Here is a 15,798-nt window from a genome sequence, read left to right as displayed (position 1 = left end):
AGATTTTTTTGTTTCTTAACTGACACGTTCACGATGAAAAGCTCCCTTTCTCGATAAAAAAAAGGCGCCCCTGGGGGCGCCATTCTTTCAGACCTGAAACGTCGTATTACTTACGCTTCATCGACAAGAAGAACTCGTCGTTGGTCTTGGTGGTTTTCAGCTTGTCGACCAGGAACTCGATGGCGGCGACTTCGTCCATCGGGTGCAGCAACTTGCGCAGAATCCACATGCGTTGCAGTTCGTCGTCGGCGGTCAGCAACTCTTCACGGCGGGTGCCGGAACGGTTGATGTTGATCGCCGGGAACACACGCTTCTCGGCAATACGACGGTCCAGGGGCAGTTCCATGTTGCCGGTACCCTTGAACTCTTCGTAGATCACTTCGTCCATCTTCGAGCCGGTTTCAACCAGCGCGGTGGCGATAATGGTCAGCGAGCCGCCTTCTTCGATGTTCCGCGCAGCGCCGAAGAAACGTTTCGGTTTCTCCAGGGCGTGGGCATCGACACCACCGGTCAATACTTTGCCGGAGCTTGGGATCACAGTGTTGTAGGCACGGGCCAGACGGGTGATGGAGTCGAGCAGGATCACCACGTCTTTCTTGTGTTCAACCAGGCGCTTGGCCTTCTCGATCACCATTTCGGCAACCTGCACGTGGCGGGTTGGCGGCTCATCGAACGTCGAGGCGACCACTTCGCCGCGCACGGTGCGCTGCATTTCAGTCACTTCTTCCGGACGCTCATCGATCAACAGCACGATCAGGTGAACTTCAGGATTGTTACGTGCGATGTTCGCTGCAATGTTCTGCAGCATGATGGTCTTACCGGCCTTCGGCGGTGCGACGATCAGACCACGCTGGCCTTTGCCGATCGGGGCGCACAGGTCGATTACACGACCGGTCAAGTCTTCGGTGGAGCCGTTACCGGCCTCCATCTTCATGCGCACAGTCGGGAACAGCGGGGTCAGGTTCTCGAAGAGAATCTTGTTTTTCGCGTTCTCGGGACGATCGAAGTTGATCGTGTCGACCTTGAGCAGGGCGAAATAACGCTCGCCTTCCTTCGGAGGACGGATCTTGCCAACGATGGTGTCACCGGTACGCAAGTTGAAGCGACGGATCTGGCTCGGCGAGACATAAATATCGTCTGGGCCGGCGAGATAGGAAGCGTCTGCAGAGCGGAGGAAGCCGAAGCCGTCCTGGAGAATCTCCAGCACGCCATCACCGGAGATTTCCTCGCCGCTTTTCGCGTGCTTTTTCAGCAGGGAGAAAATCACGTCCTGCTTGCGCGAACGGGCCATATTTTCTATGCCCATCTGTTCGGCCAATTCGAGCAGTTCGGTAATCGGCTTTTGCTTGAGTTCAGTCAGATTCATATAGGAATGACGTAATCATTTATGGAGGGGGGAAATTAAGCTTTTGGCTTAATGAGGCCGCGCCGCAGAGAAGGCGACAGGATCGCGTACTAATCGAAAAGGAATGCGTCGGCGACGGCTTGCAGGGGGCAGTGGAGAAACCAGTGCGGGGCCGAATGTACCACCTGAGTTTCGGAGCGTCTAGCCCTGTTTAACGAAAAAGCCCCGCGATTTGCGGGGCTTTTTTCACGACGCTTAGATGTTTGCGTCGAGGAAAGCTTGCAACTGGGACTTCGACAGCGCGCCCACTTTAGTAGCCGCAACCTCACCGTCCTTGAACAGCATCAGGGTCGGGATACCACGTACGCCATGCTTGGCCGGGGTTTCCTGGTTGTCGTCGATGTTCAGCTTGGCAATGGTCAACTTGCCTTCGTAAGTGGTTGCAATGTCGTCCAGGACCGGAGCGATCATTTTGCAAGGGCCGCACCATTCAGCCCAGTAGTCAACCAGCACCGGGCCTTGAGCCTTGAGTACTTCGGCCTCAAAGGTCGCGTCGGTGACGTGCTTGATAAGATCGTTGCTCATGGATGTCTCCGGATTGTAAGCAAAAAAAACGTTGCCCATCATAGCCGCCCTTCCCCCGTTCAGGAAGCCGCCTCTGATTGAGTCTTCCTATGACGGCGCATGAGTTTGGGTATAGCCCGACTCACGGCGCTACCGGGGTGACGAAGGCGATACCGGTACGCAACGCCGCGTTGCGCACGTGCTCCTGCATGCTTTTCTGCGCCGCCGCACTGGCGCGCCGCGCCAGGGCACGCAGGATCCTGCGGTGCTCCTGCCAGGTTTCCATGGCACGCTCCGGCCGGATGAACGGTAGTTTCTGGCTTTCCAGGAACACGTCGGCGCTGGCGCTCAAGATGCTCACCATCGCCTGGTTACCACTGGCCAGCAAGATGCGTTGATGGAATTCGAAGTCCAGCCGGGCCGCGCCTTCAAAATCACCCGCCTTGAGCACCTTGCGCATCGCCTCAAGGTTATCTTCCAACGTGTCCAGTTCATCAATCGTCAACATGACCGCCGCCAACCCCGCGGCAAACCCTTCAAGGGCATAGCGCAATTGGAAGATATCCAACGGCGTGGCCTGGGCGGCGAAGGGCCAGGCAAACCCCGGGGTCTCCTGTACCTCTTGAACGAACACGCCTTTACCTGGCTGCACACTGACCACGCCCAAGGCACTCAAGGATGACAACGCCTCACGCAACGAGGCTCGGCTCACGCCCAACTGCACCGCCAGGTCCCGTTGGGATGGCAGCGCATCACCGGCGGCGAAGCCCTGCTCCTTGATCAGTTTACGGATGGCCTGCAGGGCCGCTTCCGGTACGGCTTGGGCGATGGAATTCATAGAAGACTCAAGGTTCCAGAGAGCTGAGCGGCTAGTTGTAAAGCTATTCGCAGCCCTCGGCAAGCCACGCCCCAAAGGGGCTCGCGCGGTTTTGGCAGCGCTCGAAAAGGGTGCGAAACGCCAGCCGACTGTTCAGACCAGTAAGACCACAAGACTCAACAAACTCCAGCGTTCCAGAGCATTGGCAGTGTCATGGCATGGGCCGTGCAATAGCTCCAGACAGAACATTCCCCCGTCTCTTCCGGAGAGTTGCCATGACCAAGCGCTACAGCGCCCTGCTCACTGCCTTGTTTGCCAGCCTGATGCTGGGCCAGGCACCCGCCCAGGCCAACGGTCTGGACGATATCGTTGCCCGCGGCACCCTCAAGGTCGCCGTACCCCAGGATTTCCCCCCCTTCGGCTCGGTTGGTCCTGATATGAAGCCTCGCGGCTTGGACATTGATACCGCCAAGCTGGTGGCCGACCAGCTCAAGGTCAAGCTGGAGCTGACCCCGGTCAACAGCACCAACCGCATCCCGTTTCTCACCACCGGCAAGGTCGACCTGGTGATTTCCAGCCTGGGCAAGAACCCCGAGCGAGAAAAAGTCATCGATTTCTCCAAGGCCTACGCGCCGTTCTACCTGGCCGTGTTCGGCCCGCCTGACGCGCCCATCAGCACCACCGACGACCTCAAGGGCAAGACCATCAGCGTGACCCGCGGCGCCATTGAAGACATCGAGCTGACAGCCGTGGCGCCCAAGGAAGCCACCATCAAACGCTTCGAAGACAACAACTCGACCATCGCTGCCTACCTTGCCGGCCAGGTCGATCTGATCGCCAGCGGCAACGTGGTGATGGTGGCGATCAGCGAGCGCAACCCGAAACGCGTACCGGCGCTGAAGGTGAAACTCAAGGACTCGCCGGTGTATGTGGGGGTGAACAAAAACGAGCCGGCCCTGCTGGAGAAGGTCAATCAGATTCTGGTCGCGGCCAAGGCTGACGGCAGCCTGGAAAAGAACGCGATGCAATGGCTCAAAGAGCCGTTGCCTGCCGATCTCTGAAGCGGAGCTGATCCATGGCCTATCAATTCGACTTTGTGCCGGTGCTGGCCAATACCGATCTGCTGTTGCGTGGCGCCTTGTTCACCCTTGAGCTGACAGCCATCGGCGCAATCCTGGGGGTGGCCCTGGGCACAGTCGGTGCCGTGGCGCGGGCGTGGAAGAGTCAGCCATTTGCCTGGCTGTTCGGTGTGTATGTCGAGTTGATCCGCAACACGCCGTTCCTGGTGCAGTTGTTTTTCATCTTTTTCGGCCTGCCGTCCCTGGGGCTGAAAATCACCGAGTGGCAAGCCGCCGTGCTGGCAATGGTGATCAACCTGGGCGCTTACTCAACCGAGATCATCCGCGCCGGTATCCAGGCCATCCCTCGCGGGCAACTGGAAGCCGCCGCCGCGCTGGCAATGACGCGCTTCGAAGCGTTTCGCCACGTGGTATTGCTGCCGGCGCTGGGCAAAGTCTGGCCGGCCCTGAGCAGCCAGATCATTATCGTAATGCTCGGTTCGGCGGTGTGTTCGCAGATCGCCACCGAGGAACTCAGCTTTGCCGCCAACTTTATCCAGTCGCGCAACTTCCGAGCCTTTGAAACCTATGCCCTGACCACCTTGGTCTACCTGTGCATGGCACTGATGATTCGTCAGTTGCTCAACTGGATCGGTCGCCGATTTGTGATGAGGAACAGCCGATGAGTGATTTTTCCTTCTGGGATATCGTGCGCAACCTGGCCACCGGCCTGCAGTGGACCTTGATATTGTCGCTGGTGGCATTCATCGGCGGCGGCGTGATCGGCCTGCTGGTCATGACGATGCGTATCAGCCGCAAGGCCTTCCCGCGCAATGTCGCCCGTACCTACATCGAACTGTTTCAGGGCACGCCGCTGCTGATGCAACTGTTCCTGGTGTTTTTCGGCATCGCCCTGCTCGGGGTGGATATCTCACCGTGGCTGGCGGCGGCGATTGCCCTGACCCTGTTCACCAGCGCCTACCTCGCTGAAATCTGGCGCGGCTGCGTCGACTCCATCGCCCATGGGCAGTGGGAAGCGTCGGCCAGCCTGGCGCTGAACCCGCTTGAACAACTGCGCTACGTGATTCTGCCCCAGGCCCTGCGCATTGCAGTGGCCCCCACCGTGGGTTTCTCGGTGCAAGTGGTCAAAGGCACCGCCGTGACTTCGATCATCGGCTTCACCGAATTGACCAAGACCGGCGGCATGCTCGCCAACGCCACCTTCGAGCCCTTCATGGTCTATGGCCTGGTGGCCCTTGGTTACTTTTTGCTCTGCTACCCCTTGTCCCTCAGTGCGCGCTACCTGGAAAGGAGACTGCATGCCTCTGCTTAGAATTTCCGCCCTGCATAAGTATTACGGCGACCATCATGTACTCAAGGGCATCGACCTGACGGTGGATGAAGGCCAAGTGGTAGCCATCATCGGCCGCAGCGGCTCGGGCAAATCCACCCTGCTGCGCACCCTCAATGGCCTGGAGTCCATTAACGATGGCGTGATCGAAGTCGATGGCGAATATCTCGACGCCGCCCGCGCCGACCTGCGCAGCCTGCGACAGAAAGTCGGCATGGTGTTCCAGCAATTCAACCTGTTCCCGCACCTGACGGTCGGTGAGAATGTGATGCTGGCACCCCAGGTGGTGCAGAAAGTGCCCAAGGCCAAGGCGGCACAACTGGCCCGCCAGATGCTGGAGCGGGTCGGCCTTGGGGAAAAATTCGACGCATTCCCCGATCGCCTCTCTGGCGGCCAACAACAGCGAGTAGCGATTGCCCGTGCCCTGGCCATGTCGCCCAAAGTGTTGCTGTGTGATGAGATAACCTCGGCCCTCGACCCGGAGCTGGTCAATGAAGTACTCAGCGTCGTGCGCCAACTGGCCAAGGACGGCATGACCTTGATCATGGTGACCCACGAAATGCGCTTTGCCCGGGAAGTCGGCGACAAGCTGGTGTTCATGCACCAGGGCAAGGTGCATGAAGTGGGCGATCCCAAGGTGTTGTTTGCCAACCCGCAAACCCCGGAGTTCGCCAATTTCATCGGTTCAGTGGAACAGCCGGACTGACCAGTTCGAAATTGCCCTGGCTTTCCAGTACCGTCTGATAGCGCACCTCAAAGGCATCGGCAGGCAGGTCAGTGTCGACATCGACCTGGGCCGTCAGCCTTTTGCCCAATGCTCGTGCCACCAGGACCTGGCCCGGTAACAACTGCCCGCGAGTGGCCTCACCGGGCAGGTGTGCCAGCCCCCAATCGACGGCGCGCCCATCCATCAGGGCATGCTTGAGACTCAGCCGCAGGCGCCCCTGTTGCCCGAACCGGAAACCTCGCCCATCTGCCGCGCCAGTGAATCGCAACGCGATGGCCGAAGGCTCTGCACACAGCACGCTCAAGTGCAGCGTGCGCGAACCGAGCGTCACCGTCGGGCTTTCGCGCAACGCCTCGCGATGAACAACGCCATAGTCGATGCGCGACTGGCTCAGCGAGAGCCGACAGTTTTCTGCCCGAACGCCCTGGGCCACCGATACCGTGCAGAACAGTGCAAGCCCCATGCATTTCAGCTTAACGGCCATGGCACACCGCCGAGGCTGTCTCGTAGAACTTGTCATTGTCGGGCTGGGCATTTACGGCAAGGTCCAACACACACGAGGAAGAGTCCGACAAGGAAACCCGCAAATCTTGCGCATCGTTAAGGTCGTTCAGGAAAATCATGCCCTCTCCCACCACACTGGTCAGAAAACGATTGTGCTTGTCGAAGACCGCAGCACCCTGGGGCAGAGGTCGACCTTGTGAGTCACTGGCAGTCAGCAGGACGCGGCGCACTTTGACCACCTCGAACGCCACGGTATTGACCGACCCTCGCCCGGCCGCGAGCACCTGGGTGCCGTTCTTCAAGTCAACACGCTTGGGCAAGGACCGGGTCTGAACTTCAAGACGGCTGCTGGTGTACGCGGGCAAGCCAGGGATCACCGCCTGCCCTTTGAAATCGGTCCACACCGGCCCCTGCGGGGTGTCGATTCTTGCAGCGCCGATGTCACCCACCGAGGCGATCCCAAACGTGTCCTGCACGGTGTAAGGCGAGAATGTCAGCCCGCCGGCGTGGGCCACGACGCCCCCTTGCAACTGCCCTGTATAGCTACTGCCCTGGGCATCTCGGCTGACCCCCAGGCCAAGTCGGGTATAACGGGGCGTCAGGTCCACCTGGCCACGAACCGACTGCTCCCGATTACTGAGGTCACGCTCGGTGCCCACCTCGTAACGCACGTAGTCATTGACCCGCTCACTGAACGCAGTGCCGGCACGGGCCTGATTCCCACGCCGGCTGACGTAACTGTTTACACGGCGCTCGCCACCCAGGGGCATGCTGACCTGCAGTCGCACGGACAAGTCATTGTCCAGGTCACGCTCACGGCGGCGGTCATCGCGCCCGGCGTCATGGCGGGACTGAGAGCCACCCACCTGTGAATCAGCGACCAACGCCACATCGGCGTAGCGCAGCGACTTGTTCCAGGCAGCAAACACATGCTCGGCGGTTTGCCCGTCAAATTGAGCACTGCGGGTATAGCCCAGGGAGAACACTCCCAACGTAGGTTCAACCCAGCTCACACCCGCCGTGTACTGATGCTTGAAGCGCGACCCCAGCTCATCGGCCGTGGTTCGGCGGCCCGCTTCAACGACCTCGCGGTAACCCCGGGTCTGCTGGGTCGAACTGAGGTGGAGATCAACGTTGGCGGCCACCGGGCTGCTTACGGTGACGCTGCTGCGCGAGCCGGACACCGCGTTGCGACTGTCCCGGGACAGGTTATGACGTGCCCCGACGGAAACCCGCTGGAAAAATACACTGCTCAGCGTACCGCCGGCCGCCCCGTATTCAGCGGTGCCCAACACACCGAACCCGGCTGACGAATCGCGCCCCAAACCCCAAGTGCCACTGCCCATGGCGACGACGGGCGACGGCGCCTCATCCAGCGTGTTATCCCGTATCTTGCCGAGGGAAAAATAGTAACCGGGCGCAGCCGGGGCAGCTCCCGCGAAAGAGGCCGCGGGCACCACGAAGTTGCGCTTGGCGCCACGCACATCGATGACGCTGACCTCCAGGTCGCTGGTACCGTTGAGCAGAGGCAAGCCCGTAAGCCTGAAAGGCCCTTCAGGCACCAGCGTGCTGTGGATCAAGACGCCCGACTGACGCACCTCAATTCGCGATTGGCTTTGGGCCAGCCCCTCCACCACGGCGTTGTTGCTGCCTGCCGGCGCTCGCGACTGGCCATCAGGAGAAAACTGCGCACCCGATAACTGGATACCGCCAAACAGCGGATTATTCGTGGAAATCTGGCCGGCCTGGAAAGTCGACTGCAGTGCAGCGATGTCCCGCTGAGCGTAAGCATAGAGATGCTCGGTTCGGGCGTTCCCGTTGTCGGATACATAGAATTGACGACTGCGAACAATCCAATCGCCCAAGTTGAAACCTGCCTCGGTATAGGCCGAAACGAATCGGCTCGGCCCGCTGCGCGAGCGGCTGTCAAACCCCTGCACGTCATAGTTGAACAACGCCGCGGCGCCGCCTCGGGAAAAGTCTGCGGCCTCCCATTGCGGCTCACGCAGTGATTGAGTGGGTACCACCAGCGCCACTTCATTGCTGCCGGGCCGAAGCCGTACCATCGTCGTCGGGAAGGCGCCAAGGAAATCATGGCAGGCCGCACTCGAGGCGTCGCCTTCACGGACAAGACCGGCGGGCTTCACCAAGCCTGCTTTATCCAGCAAGCCCGGGGTAAAACACAGCTGCCCTTGTGCGTCGAACTGCGCATCCACCAACCCAAGCGGGTTTCCATTGATCCGCAATCCCACCACATGCACACCTTCGCGAAAACGCGCGGCACTGCGAAAGTAGTCGGAAACCTTCGGATCAATACCGTGCGTGGTCAGCGCCGCCAAGTCGAAACCTTCCCCCAGCTCCAGTGCGGGGACGAGGCCGGGCAAGCTCCATAGCGTCGCAACCCCCACAAACAGGCTGGGTCGCCTGGGCCATAACGATGCGACAAGTCTGTTACTTGATGTCATGGGTCAATCAACCCCACTGACATTGATAAGGGCCCGATAGCTGTCCGCCGAAAACCCATAGACCGTGGCCGGTTGAATCTCGACCTCAGTCAAGCCCTCCAGCCCGCCGTCAACCTTCACCGTCAGGGTTTCACCCGGCAAAATGTAGGTCCGTGGCAAAGTAGCCGCAGACCTTCGTGGCAGTAATTGCACCTCCGGCGCCAGGCGCACCACATAAAGGCTGTCGTTGTGAACGGTGAGGCGCTCCCCCGCCTGTGCCCACTTCAGCAGTTCCCAAGGGGTTTGATGTACCGGCAGGTCTCGCGGATGCAGGATCAGCGGTAAATTCTGCCGCAGGGTGATACCAATGGTCGCACCACCCGCCGCACGTGCCTGGGGAATCCCCTCGAAGGTCACTCGCTTCAGCCGCTGGGCCTTGAGTGGCGCCTTAAGAGTACTGATGAAACGCACCAGCTGAGTCTCACCGGCCTCCACACGTGTAATGGGCGGTGTAACAATCAATAGCGGCTCAGGATCTTCCGGTATGTTTTCAATGACCGAATGCAGTAGCGCCGGCGTCGCATCGGTATTTTTTATATTGATCGTGGCTTCGCCCTGCGCTTCATAAAGCACAACCACTGTAGTTTCCGGCAACATACCGTCCGCGGCTGCAATGCCCATAAAACAAAAAAAAGACCCTGGATATAACAACCACGAACTTAGTATTACTGAAAGTCTGGGCACTCAGTACGCTCCACGACATGGAAGTGACAATTGACAAACTGAAATCCACTTAGAAACAGCCGACAAGAAACGAGTCAGTTTCCTGATCGGCTGTATTCCAGTCGCTTAGATGTAGCTCAGTTCAAGTGTCGCGCGCCCATCCAGGGTAATGTCGCGACTCAGGTCCAGATCCTGGCCTTTATTGATCACCGCCCTGACAGCGATAGTCCCGGTCAGTTGTGCGACCGGAGCGGGAACGGCAGTGACGCCGGATCGCCAGGAGTATTGGGTAGGCGACTGCGCGACTTTTCCGTCACTGTTCTGCCAGGCACCGGCGCCGATACGCATGATGGGGTTGAGCACAACGGCCGAAGCCCTGAGATCCTTCAGGGTGACGGCAAAACCGCCGGTCTTGCGGCCAGACACAAGGCCCAGGCCAAAGTTATGCGTCTCGGTATAGCCCGCGCCAAGCGCATTCAGGATGCCAGGCACCTTGCTGCCGGCCTGCAGGTCGACAAATTTCAGCCCGAACTTGGCGGGCGTGGTACCGCAACTGACGGTCAGCGGGGTAGTCCTTTCCGCAAGCGGATTGAATGCCGTCGGGAGCAGTTGACCCGAAGGAATTTCGCCGTAGTTGATAATGCCGCCGCCGGTCATGCTGAGGTTACACGCCGCCGGTTTGATCGTACCCCTGACGATCAGCTCGGCAGTAGTGGAAGCCTGTGCATTGAGGGTTGCGGCCAGGCAAGCGATACCAAGAGTCAATCCAACAATTTTTTTCATATTCAACCTGTCACAAAAAGTTATCAGGTGTATTTATTTTTCTTTACAAGACAAGCCATAAATAAATAACACCACGGCAAAATTGCCGAGTGACAGTCTGTTCGCTTGGTAGTTGACTAAAGAATAAGACGGCACCTCAATTATTGTGGGAGCGGTAAAAAGAAACTGTCAGCGTGGCAACCTCCAACGGTAGGTTCAACTAACATAAGGAATAAAAACTGCACGGCTGGATTGTAGGCAAAATCATAATCGGACTTAAAACCTACACTAGTTAAATATCCTACGCCGCCCCAGAAGCACTTCTACAAAAGCCTGGAAAGACAACCTACATTTCCTACAAAAAAGTCTCACATACAGCCTCAGAGAAATTCCCGAAGCACAACGCGTTGGCGCCAGCGGTCGATCGTGGCACGATGGCAAGGTTATCGACCGAGACCCCAAACCATGCCGCAATCCCAAGCCAAGAATCTGTCCCTGATCGCCGCCATCGACCTGGGCTCCAACAGCTTTCACATGGTCGTGGCCAAGGCCCAGAACGGCGAAATCCGCATCCTTGAGCGGCTCGGCGAAAAAGTACAGCTGGCTGCCGGGATCGACGACGAGCGTCAACTCAATGAAGAATCCATGCAGCGCGGGCTCGACTGCCTCAAGCGCTTTGCCCAACTGATCAACGGAATGCCCCCGGGCTCCGTACGGATCGTGGGCACCAACGCATTGCGCGAAGCGCGTAACCGCAACGACTTCATCCATCGCGCCGAAGAAATCCTCGGGCACCCGGTAGAAGTCATCTCCGGCCGTGAAGAAGCCCGCCTGATCTACCTCGGCGTTTCCCACACCCTGGCCGACACTCCGGGCAAACGCCTGGTGGCGGACATCGGCGGCGGCAGTACCGAGTTCATCATCGGCCAGCGCTTCGAACCACTGCTGCGTGAAAGCCTGCAGATGGGTTGCGTCAGTTACACCCAGCGTTATTTCAAGGACGGCAAGATCACCCCGGCGCGCTACGCCCAGGCCTACACGGCGGCACGGTTGGAGATCATGAGCATCGAGCACGCCCTGCACCGCCTGACCTGGGATGAGGCCATCGGCTCGTCCGGCACCATCCGCGCCATCGGCCTGGCCTTGAAAGCCGGCGGCCATGGCACCGGCGAGGTCAACGCCGAAGGGCTGGCGTGGCTCAAGCGCAAATTGTTCAAGCTGGGCGATGCCGAGAAAATCGACTTCGATGGCATCAAGCCCGACCGTCGCACCATCTTCCCGGCCGGCCTTGCGATTCTCGAAGCGATCTTCGACGCCCTCGAACTGCAACGCATGGACCACTGCGATGGCGCCCTGCGCGAAGGCGTGCTCTATGACCTGTTGGGGCGCCATCACCATGAGGACGTGCGTGAGCGTACCCTCAGCTCGCTGATGGAGCGCTACCACGTCGACCTGGAACAAGCGATTCGCGTGGAGCGCAAGGCTTTGCATGCGTTCGACCAGGTGGCCGCGGATTGGGACCTGGAAGACGGCGTATGGCGCGAGCTGCTCGGCTGGGCCGCCAAGGTGCATGAAGTGGGCCTGGACATCGCCCACTATCATTACCACAAGCACGGCGCCTACCTGATCGAGCATTCCGACCTCGCAGGCTTCTCCCGAGAAGACCAGCAGATGCTCGCCCTCCTGGTGCGCGGCCACCGCCGCAATATTCCCAAGGACAAGTTTGCCGAATTCGGCGACGACGGCATCAAGCTGATACGCCTGTGTGCGCTGCTGCGCTTTGCGATCCTGTTCCACCACATCCGTGGCACCCAGGAAATGCCTCAAGTGACCCTGAGGGCCAACGGCGACAGCCTCGACGTGGTATTCCCCAAAGGCTGGCTGGATGAAAACCAGTTGACCCAGGCGGATTTCGCCCAGGAAGCGGAGTGGCTGACGCGGGTAGGATTCAGCCTGAACGTGCGCTGACCCAAAGAACAAAACAAATTGTGGGAGGGGGCAAGCCCTAATGCCGGTCAGTTAAAGATTAACGCGGTCACTGTGGGAGGGGCGGTGCGAGGATTCGACTTGCCCCCGATAGGCCGCGCAGCGGCCTCAAAAATGGGCCTGCTACGCAGGCCATCGGGAGCAAGCCCCCTCCCACAATTTATCCATCGTCCGCTTTATCGCTTAACTGACAGGCATTAGGGCAAGCCCCCTCCCACACTTTTTAGTTCACGGTGAGAATCGGGCTACCCAACTTCTCCAGCAACGTCGCCTGCGCACTGCGCGGGTTCTGGTTGCCGGTTGGCGTGTTGCGCACGTAGCGGCCGTCCGATTGCAGGCTCCAGCTATGCGTGTTGTCGGTGAGGTAGCTTTCCAGCTCCTTCTTGACCCGCATGATCAGCTTCTTGCCTTCCACCGGGAAGCACGTCTCTACACGCTTATCGAGGTTGCGCTCCATCCAGTCGGCGCTGGAGAGGAACATCTGCTCTTCGCCTCCGTTGAGGAAGTAGAAGACCCGCGTGTGCTCCAGGAAACGACCGATGATCGAGCGCACATGGATGTTATGCGACACCCCCACAATGCCTGGGCGCAGGCAGCACATGCCACGCACCACCAGGTCGATGCGCACACCGGACTGGCTGGCCTTGTAGAGCGCGCGGATGATTTTCGGATCGGTCAGCGAGTTGAACTTGGCGATGATGTGCGCCGGCTTGCCGTCGAGGGCGAACTGGGTCTCGCGGGCAATCATGTCGAGCATGCCCTTCTTGAGCGTAAACGGCGCATGCAGCAGCTTCTTCATGCGCAGGGTCTTGCCCATGCCGATCAGCTGGCTGAACAACTTGCCAACGTCTTCACACAACGCATCGTCGGAGGTCAGCAGGCTGTAGTCGGTATAGAGCTTCGCGTTGCCGGCGTGGTAGTTACCGGTACCCAAGTGGGCATAACGGACGATCTCACCGGCTTCGCGGCGCAGGATCAGCATCATCTTGGCGTGGGTCTTGAAACCGACCACACCGTAGATCACCACCGCACCGGCCGCTTGCAGGCGGCTGGCCAGTTGCAGGTTGGACTCTTCGTCAAAGCGTGCACGCAGTTCGATCACCGCGGTGACTTCCTTGCCGTTACGCGCAGCGTCGACCAATGCATCCACGATTTCCGAGTTGGCGCCGGAACGGTACAGCGTCTGGCGCACAGCGAGCACATGCGGGTCCTTGGCAGCCTGGCGCAGCAGGTCGACCACCGGGGTGAAGGACTCGAACGGGTGCAGCAGCAGGATGTCCTGCTTGCTCACGACGTTGAAGATGTTCTCGCTGTTTTGCAGCAGTTTCGGGATCTGCGGAGTGAACGGCGTGTATTGCAGCTCCGGGTGGCTGTCCAGGCCGGTGATGCTGAACAGGCGCGTCAGGTTCACAGGGCCATTGACCTGATACAGCTCGGTCTCGCCCAGGTTGAACTGCTTGAGCAAATAGTCCGACAGGTGTTTCGGGCAGGTATCGGCCACTTCCAGGCGCACCGCATCGCCGTAGCGCCGCGAGAACAGCTCACCGCGCAGGGCACGGGCCAAGTCTTCGACGTCTTCGGAGTCCAGCGCCAGGTCGGCGTTACGGGTCAGGCGGAACTGGTAGCAGCCCTTGACCTTCATGCCCTGGAACAGGTCATCGGCGTGTGCATGGATCATCGACGACAGGAATACATAGTTGTCGCCAGCCCCACCGACCTCTTCCGGTACCTTGATGATCCGTGGCAGCAAGCGCGGCGCCGGGATAATCGCCAGGCCCGAGTCGCGACCGAAGGCGTCGATGCCTTCGAGTTCCACGATGAAGTTCAGGCTTTTGTTCACCAGCAACGGGAACGGGTGCGTCGGGTCGAGGCCAATCGGGGTGATGATCGGTGAAATCTCGTCGCGGAAGTAGCGGCGCACCCAGGTCTTGATCTTGGTGGTCCAGTGACGACGACGGATAAAACGGACCTGATGCTTCTCCAGTTCCGGCAACAGGATGTCATTGAGGATCGCGTACTGGCGATCCACTTGGCCGTGAACCAGCTCGCTGATGCGGGCCAGGGCCTGATGCGGCTGCAGGCCATCGGCACCGGCTTGCTCGCGGGCGAAAGTGATCTGTTTCTTGAGGCCGGCGACACGGATCTCGAAGAACTCGTCCAGGTTGCTGGAGAAGATCAGCAGGAACTTGAGCCGCTCCAGCAGCGGGTAGGACTCATCCAGCGCCTGCTCCAGCACGCGGATGTTGAATTGCAGTTGCGACAGCTCGCGGTGGATGTACAGGCTGCTGTCATCCAGGTTGGTCACGACGGGAACCGGGGCCGGCACAGGTGGCTCAGTCGCCACAGCAGGCGGTGCCGGCTCCAGCTCCGGCGGGGTCTCGGTGACTTGTTCAACCACCGGGTGAGCGTCTTTTACGGCAACTTCTGTAAGTCCTTCGGTATTCATCGAGTGTTCCTGTGAGGGCTATTGTTGCTCTCTAAGCAATTGGGCAGCGCGGGCGGCGAAGTAGGTCAGAATGCCATCGGCGCCGGCACGTTTAAAGGCTGTCAGGGATTCGAGGATCACCCCTTCACTCAACCAACCATTCTGGATCGCGGCCATGTGCATGGCGTATTCACCGCTGACCTGATAGACAAAGGTCGGCACCTTGAATTCCTCTTTGACCCGGTAAAGGATGTCCAGGTAAGGCATCCCTGGCTTGACCATGACCATGTCGGCGCCTTCGGCCAGGTCGGCCGCCACTTCGTGCAGGGCTTCATGGCTGTTGGCCGGGTCCATCTGGTACGAAGCCTTGTTGGCCTTGCCCAGGTTCAGCGCCGAACCCACCGCATCGCGGAATGGGCCGTAATAGGCACTGGCGTACTTGGCCGAATAGGCCATGATCCGCACATTGACGTGGCCGGCCAGTTCCAGGGCTTCGCGAATCGCCTGGATGCGGCCATCCATCATGTCCGAGGGCGCAACGACCTGGGCACCTGCCGCAGCGTGGGACAGCGCCTGTTTGACCAGCGCATCGACAGTGATGTCGTTCTGAACATAGCCGTCTTCGTCAAGAATGCCATCCTGCCCGTGGGTGGTGAACGGGTCCAGGGCCACGTCGGTGATCACCCCCAACTCCGGGAACCGTTCACGCAGGGCGCGGGTAGCGCGCTGGGCGATCCCGTCGGGGTTCCAGGCTTGCGCAGCATCCAGCGACTTGAGTTCAGGTGGGGTCACGGGGAACAGCGCCAACGCCGGGATCCCCAATTCAACCCAACCGGCCGCTTCTTCAAGCAGCAAATCAATGGTCAAGCGCTCCACACCCGGCATCGAGGCCACCGTTTCCCGGCGATTTTCCCCGTCCAGCACAAAGACCGGCAAGATCAGATCATTCGTAGTCAGTACATTTTCACGCACCAGACGGCGGGAAAAATCATCACGACGATTGCGACGCAGACGGGTGGCGGGAAACAGGCGATGGGCAGGGGTAAAGCTCACGACAGACTCCTGAGCCCGCGTTTACGGGCGAGCGTTGCA

At 59.6% G+C, this 15,798-nt stretch carries 14 protein-coding genes; 5 read left to right on the top strand and 9 right to left on the bottom strand.

The features are described from left to right. Window positions 1-106: 106 nt before the first annotated feature. The 3 genes from rho to JBE38_RS11835 all read right to left on the bottom strand — a co-directional run bounded on the left by rho (window position 107) and on the right by JBE38_RS11835 (window position 2,747). A complete protein-coding gene (rho, locus tag JBE38_RS11845) occupies window positions 107-1,366 on the bottom strand; it encodes a transcription termination factor Rho (RefSeq protein ID WP_003206716.1) in 1,260 nt (419 codons plus the stop codon). A gap of 234 nt (window positions 1,367-1,600) precedes the next feature. Beyond that, window positions 1,601-1,930: a thioredoxin TrxA gene (gene trxA, locus JBE38_RS11840; RefSeq protein WP_060753581.1), complete on the bottom strand. Its 330-nt coding sequence runs from the start codon at window positions 1,928-1,930 to the stop codon at window positions 1,601-1,603. A 121-nt stretch (window positions 1,931-2,051) separates the two neighbouring features. Beyond that, window positions 2,052-2,747 carry a FadR/GntR family transcriptional regulator gene (locus JBE38_RS11835; protein WP_205344353.1) on the bottom strand — a complete coding sequence of 232 codons (696 nt, stop codon included), beginning with the start codon at window positions 2,745-2,747 and terminating at the stop codon, window positions 2,052-2,054. A 254-nt stretch (window positions 2,748-3,001) separates the two neighbouring features. On the opposite strand from JBE38_RS11835, the gene JBE38_RS11830 reads away from it, so the two are divergent. Genes JBE38_RS11830 through JBE38_RS11815 form a run of 4 tightly spaced genes read left to right on the top strand, consistent with a single transcriptional unit; the run spans window position 3,002 to window position 5,841 of the window. After that, window positions 3,002-3,787 (top strand): transporter substrate-binding domain-containing protein, encoded by a 786-nt coding sequence (locus JBE38_RS11830; RefSeq protein ID WP_060753583.1) that lies wholly within the window; start codon window positions 3,002-3,004, stop codon window positions 3,785-3,787. A 14-nt stretch (window positions 3,788-3,801) separates the two neighbouring features. Continuing rightward, entirely contained in the window at window positions 3,802-4,470 is a 669-nt protein-coding gene (locus JBE38_RS11825) for an amino acid ABC transporter permease (protein ID WP_205344352.1), read from the top strand. Further along, a complete protein-coding gene (locus JBE38_RS11820; protein ID WP_060753584.1) occupies window positions 4,467-5,117 on the top strand; it encodes an amino acid ABC transporter permease in 651 nt (216 codons plus the stop codon). Before JBE38_RS11825 ends, JBE38_RS11820 begins: the two co-directional genes overlap by 4 nt. Next, the gene (locus JBE38_RS11815; protein ID WP_060753585.1) at window positions 5,104-5,841 is read left to right on the top strand and encodes an amino acid ABC transporter ATP-binding protein; all 738 of its coding nucleotides are present in this window, start codon (window positions 5,104-5,106) and stop codon (window positions 5,839-5,841) included. Before JBE38_RS11820 ends, JBE38_RS11815 begins: the two co-directional genes overlap by 14 nt. Here JBE38_RS11815 and JBE38_RS11810 read toward each other — a convergent pair. The 4 genes from JBE38_RS11810 to JBE38_RS11795 form a co-directional block, all read right to left on the bottom strand. Continuing rightward, window positions 5,813-6,346 carry a hypothetical protein gene (locus JBE38_RS11810; protein WP_205344351.1) on the bottom strand — a complete coding sequence of 178 codons (534 nt, stop codon included), beginning with the start codon at window positions 6,344-6,346 and terminating at the stop codon, window positions 5,813-5,815. The two genes, JBE38_RS11815 and JBE38_RS11810, sit on opposite strands and share 29 nt — an antisense overlap. After that, complete coding sequence (locus tag JBE38_RS11805) at window positions 6,336-8,831, bottom strand: fimbria/pilus outer membrane usher protein (protein WP_205344350.1); 2,496 nt, start codon at window positions 8,829-8,831, stop codon at window positions 6,336-6,338. Before JBE38_RS11805 ends, JBE38_RS11810 begins: the two co-directional genes overlap by 11 nt. A gap of 3 nt (window positions 8,832-8,834) precedes the next feature. Then, window positions 8,835-9,491 (bottom strand): fimbria/pilus chaperone family protein, encoded by a 657-nt coding sequence (locus JBE38_RS11800; protein WP_205344349.1) that lies wholly within the window; start codon window positions 9,489-9,491, stop codon window positions 8,835-8,837. Window positions 9,492-9,659: 168 nt separating this feature from the next. Further along, window positions 9,660-10,316 carry a DUF1120 domain-containing protein gene (locus JBE38_RS11795; protein ID WP_060753589.1) on the bottom strand — a complete coding sequence of 219 codons (657 nt, stop codon included), beginning with the start codon at window positions 10,314-10,316 and terminating at the stop codon, window positions 9,660-9,662. Between the two features lie 444 nt (window positions 10,317-10,760). Here JBE38_RS11795 and ppx point away from each other — a divergent pair, with 444 nt between their 5' ends. Continuing rightward, window positions 10,761-12,263 carry an exopolyphosphatase gene (ppx, locus tag JBE38_RS11790; protein WP_090368040.1) on the top strand — a complete coding sequence of 501 codons (1,503 nt, stop codon included), beginning with the start codon at window positions 10,761-10,763 and terminating at the stop codon, window positions 12,261-12,263. Window positions 12,264-12,504: 241 nt separating this feature from the next. Here the strand turns inward: ppx and ppk1 are convergent, their stop codons facing one another. Together ppk1 and hemB are read right to left on the bottom strand one after the other, a co-directional pair. Continuing rightward, window positions 12,505-14,727 carry a polyphosphate kinase 1 gene (ppk1, locus tag JBE38_RS11785; RefSeq protein WP_060753591.1) on the bottom strand — a complete coding sequence of 741 codons (2,223 nt, stop codon included), beginning with the start codon at window positions 14,725-14,727 and terminating at the stop codon, window positions 12,505-12,507. Window positions 14,728-14,745: 18 nt separating this feature from the next. After that, entirely contained in the window at window positions 14,746-15,759 is a 1,014-nt protein-coding gene (gene hemB, locus JBE38_RS11780) for a porphobilinogen synthase (protein WP_060753592.1), read from the bottom strand. Between the last annotated feature and the right edge of the window lie 39 nt (window positions 15,760-15,798).

The organism is Pseudomonas sp. ICBG1301 (assembly GCF_016918385.1).
Classification (GTDB): Bacteria; Pseudomonadota; Gammaproteobacteria; order Pseudomonadales; family Pseudomonadaceae; genus Aquipseudomonas; species Aquipseudomonas palleroniana.
This window is presented reverse-complemented; position numbering and strand designations above follow the sequence as displayed.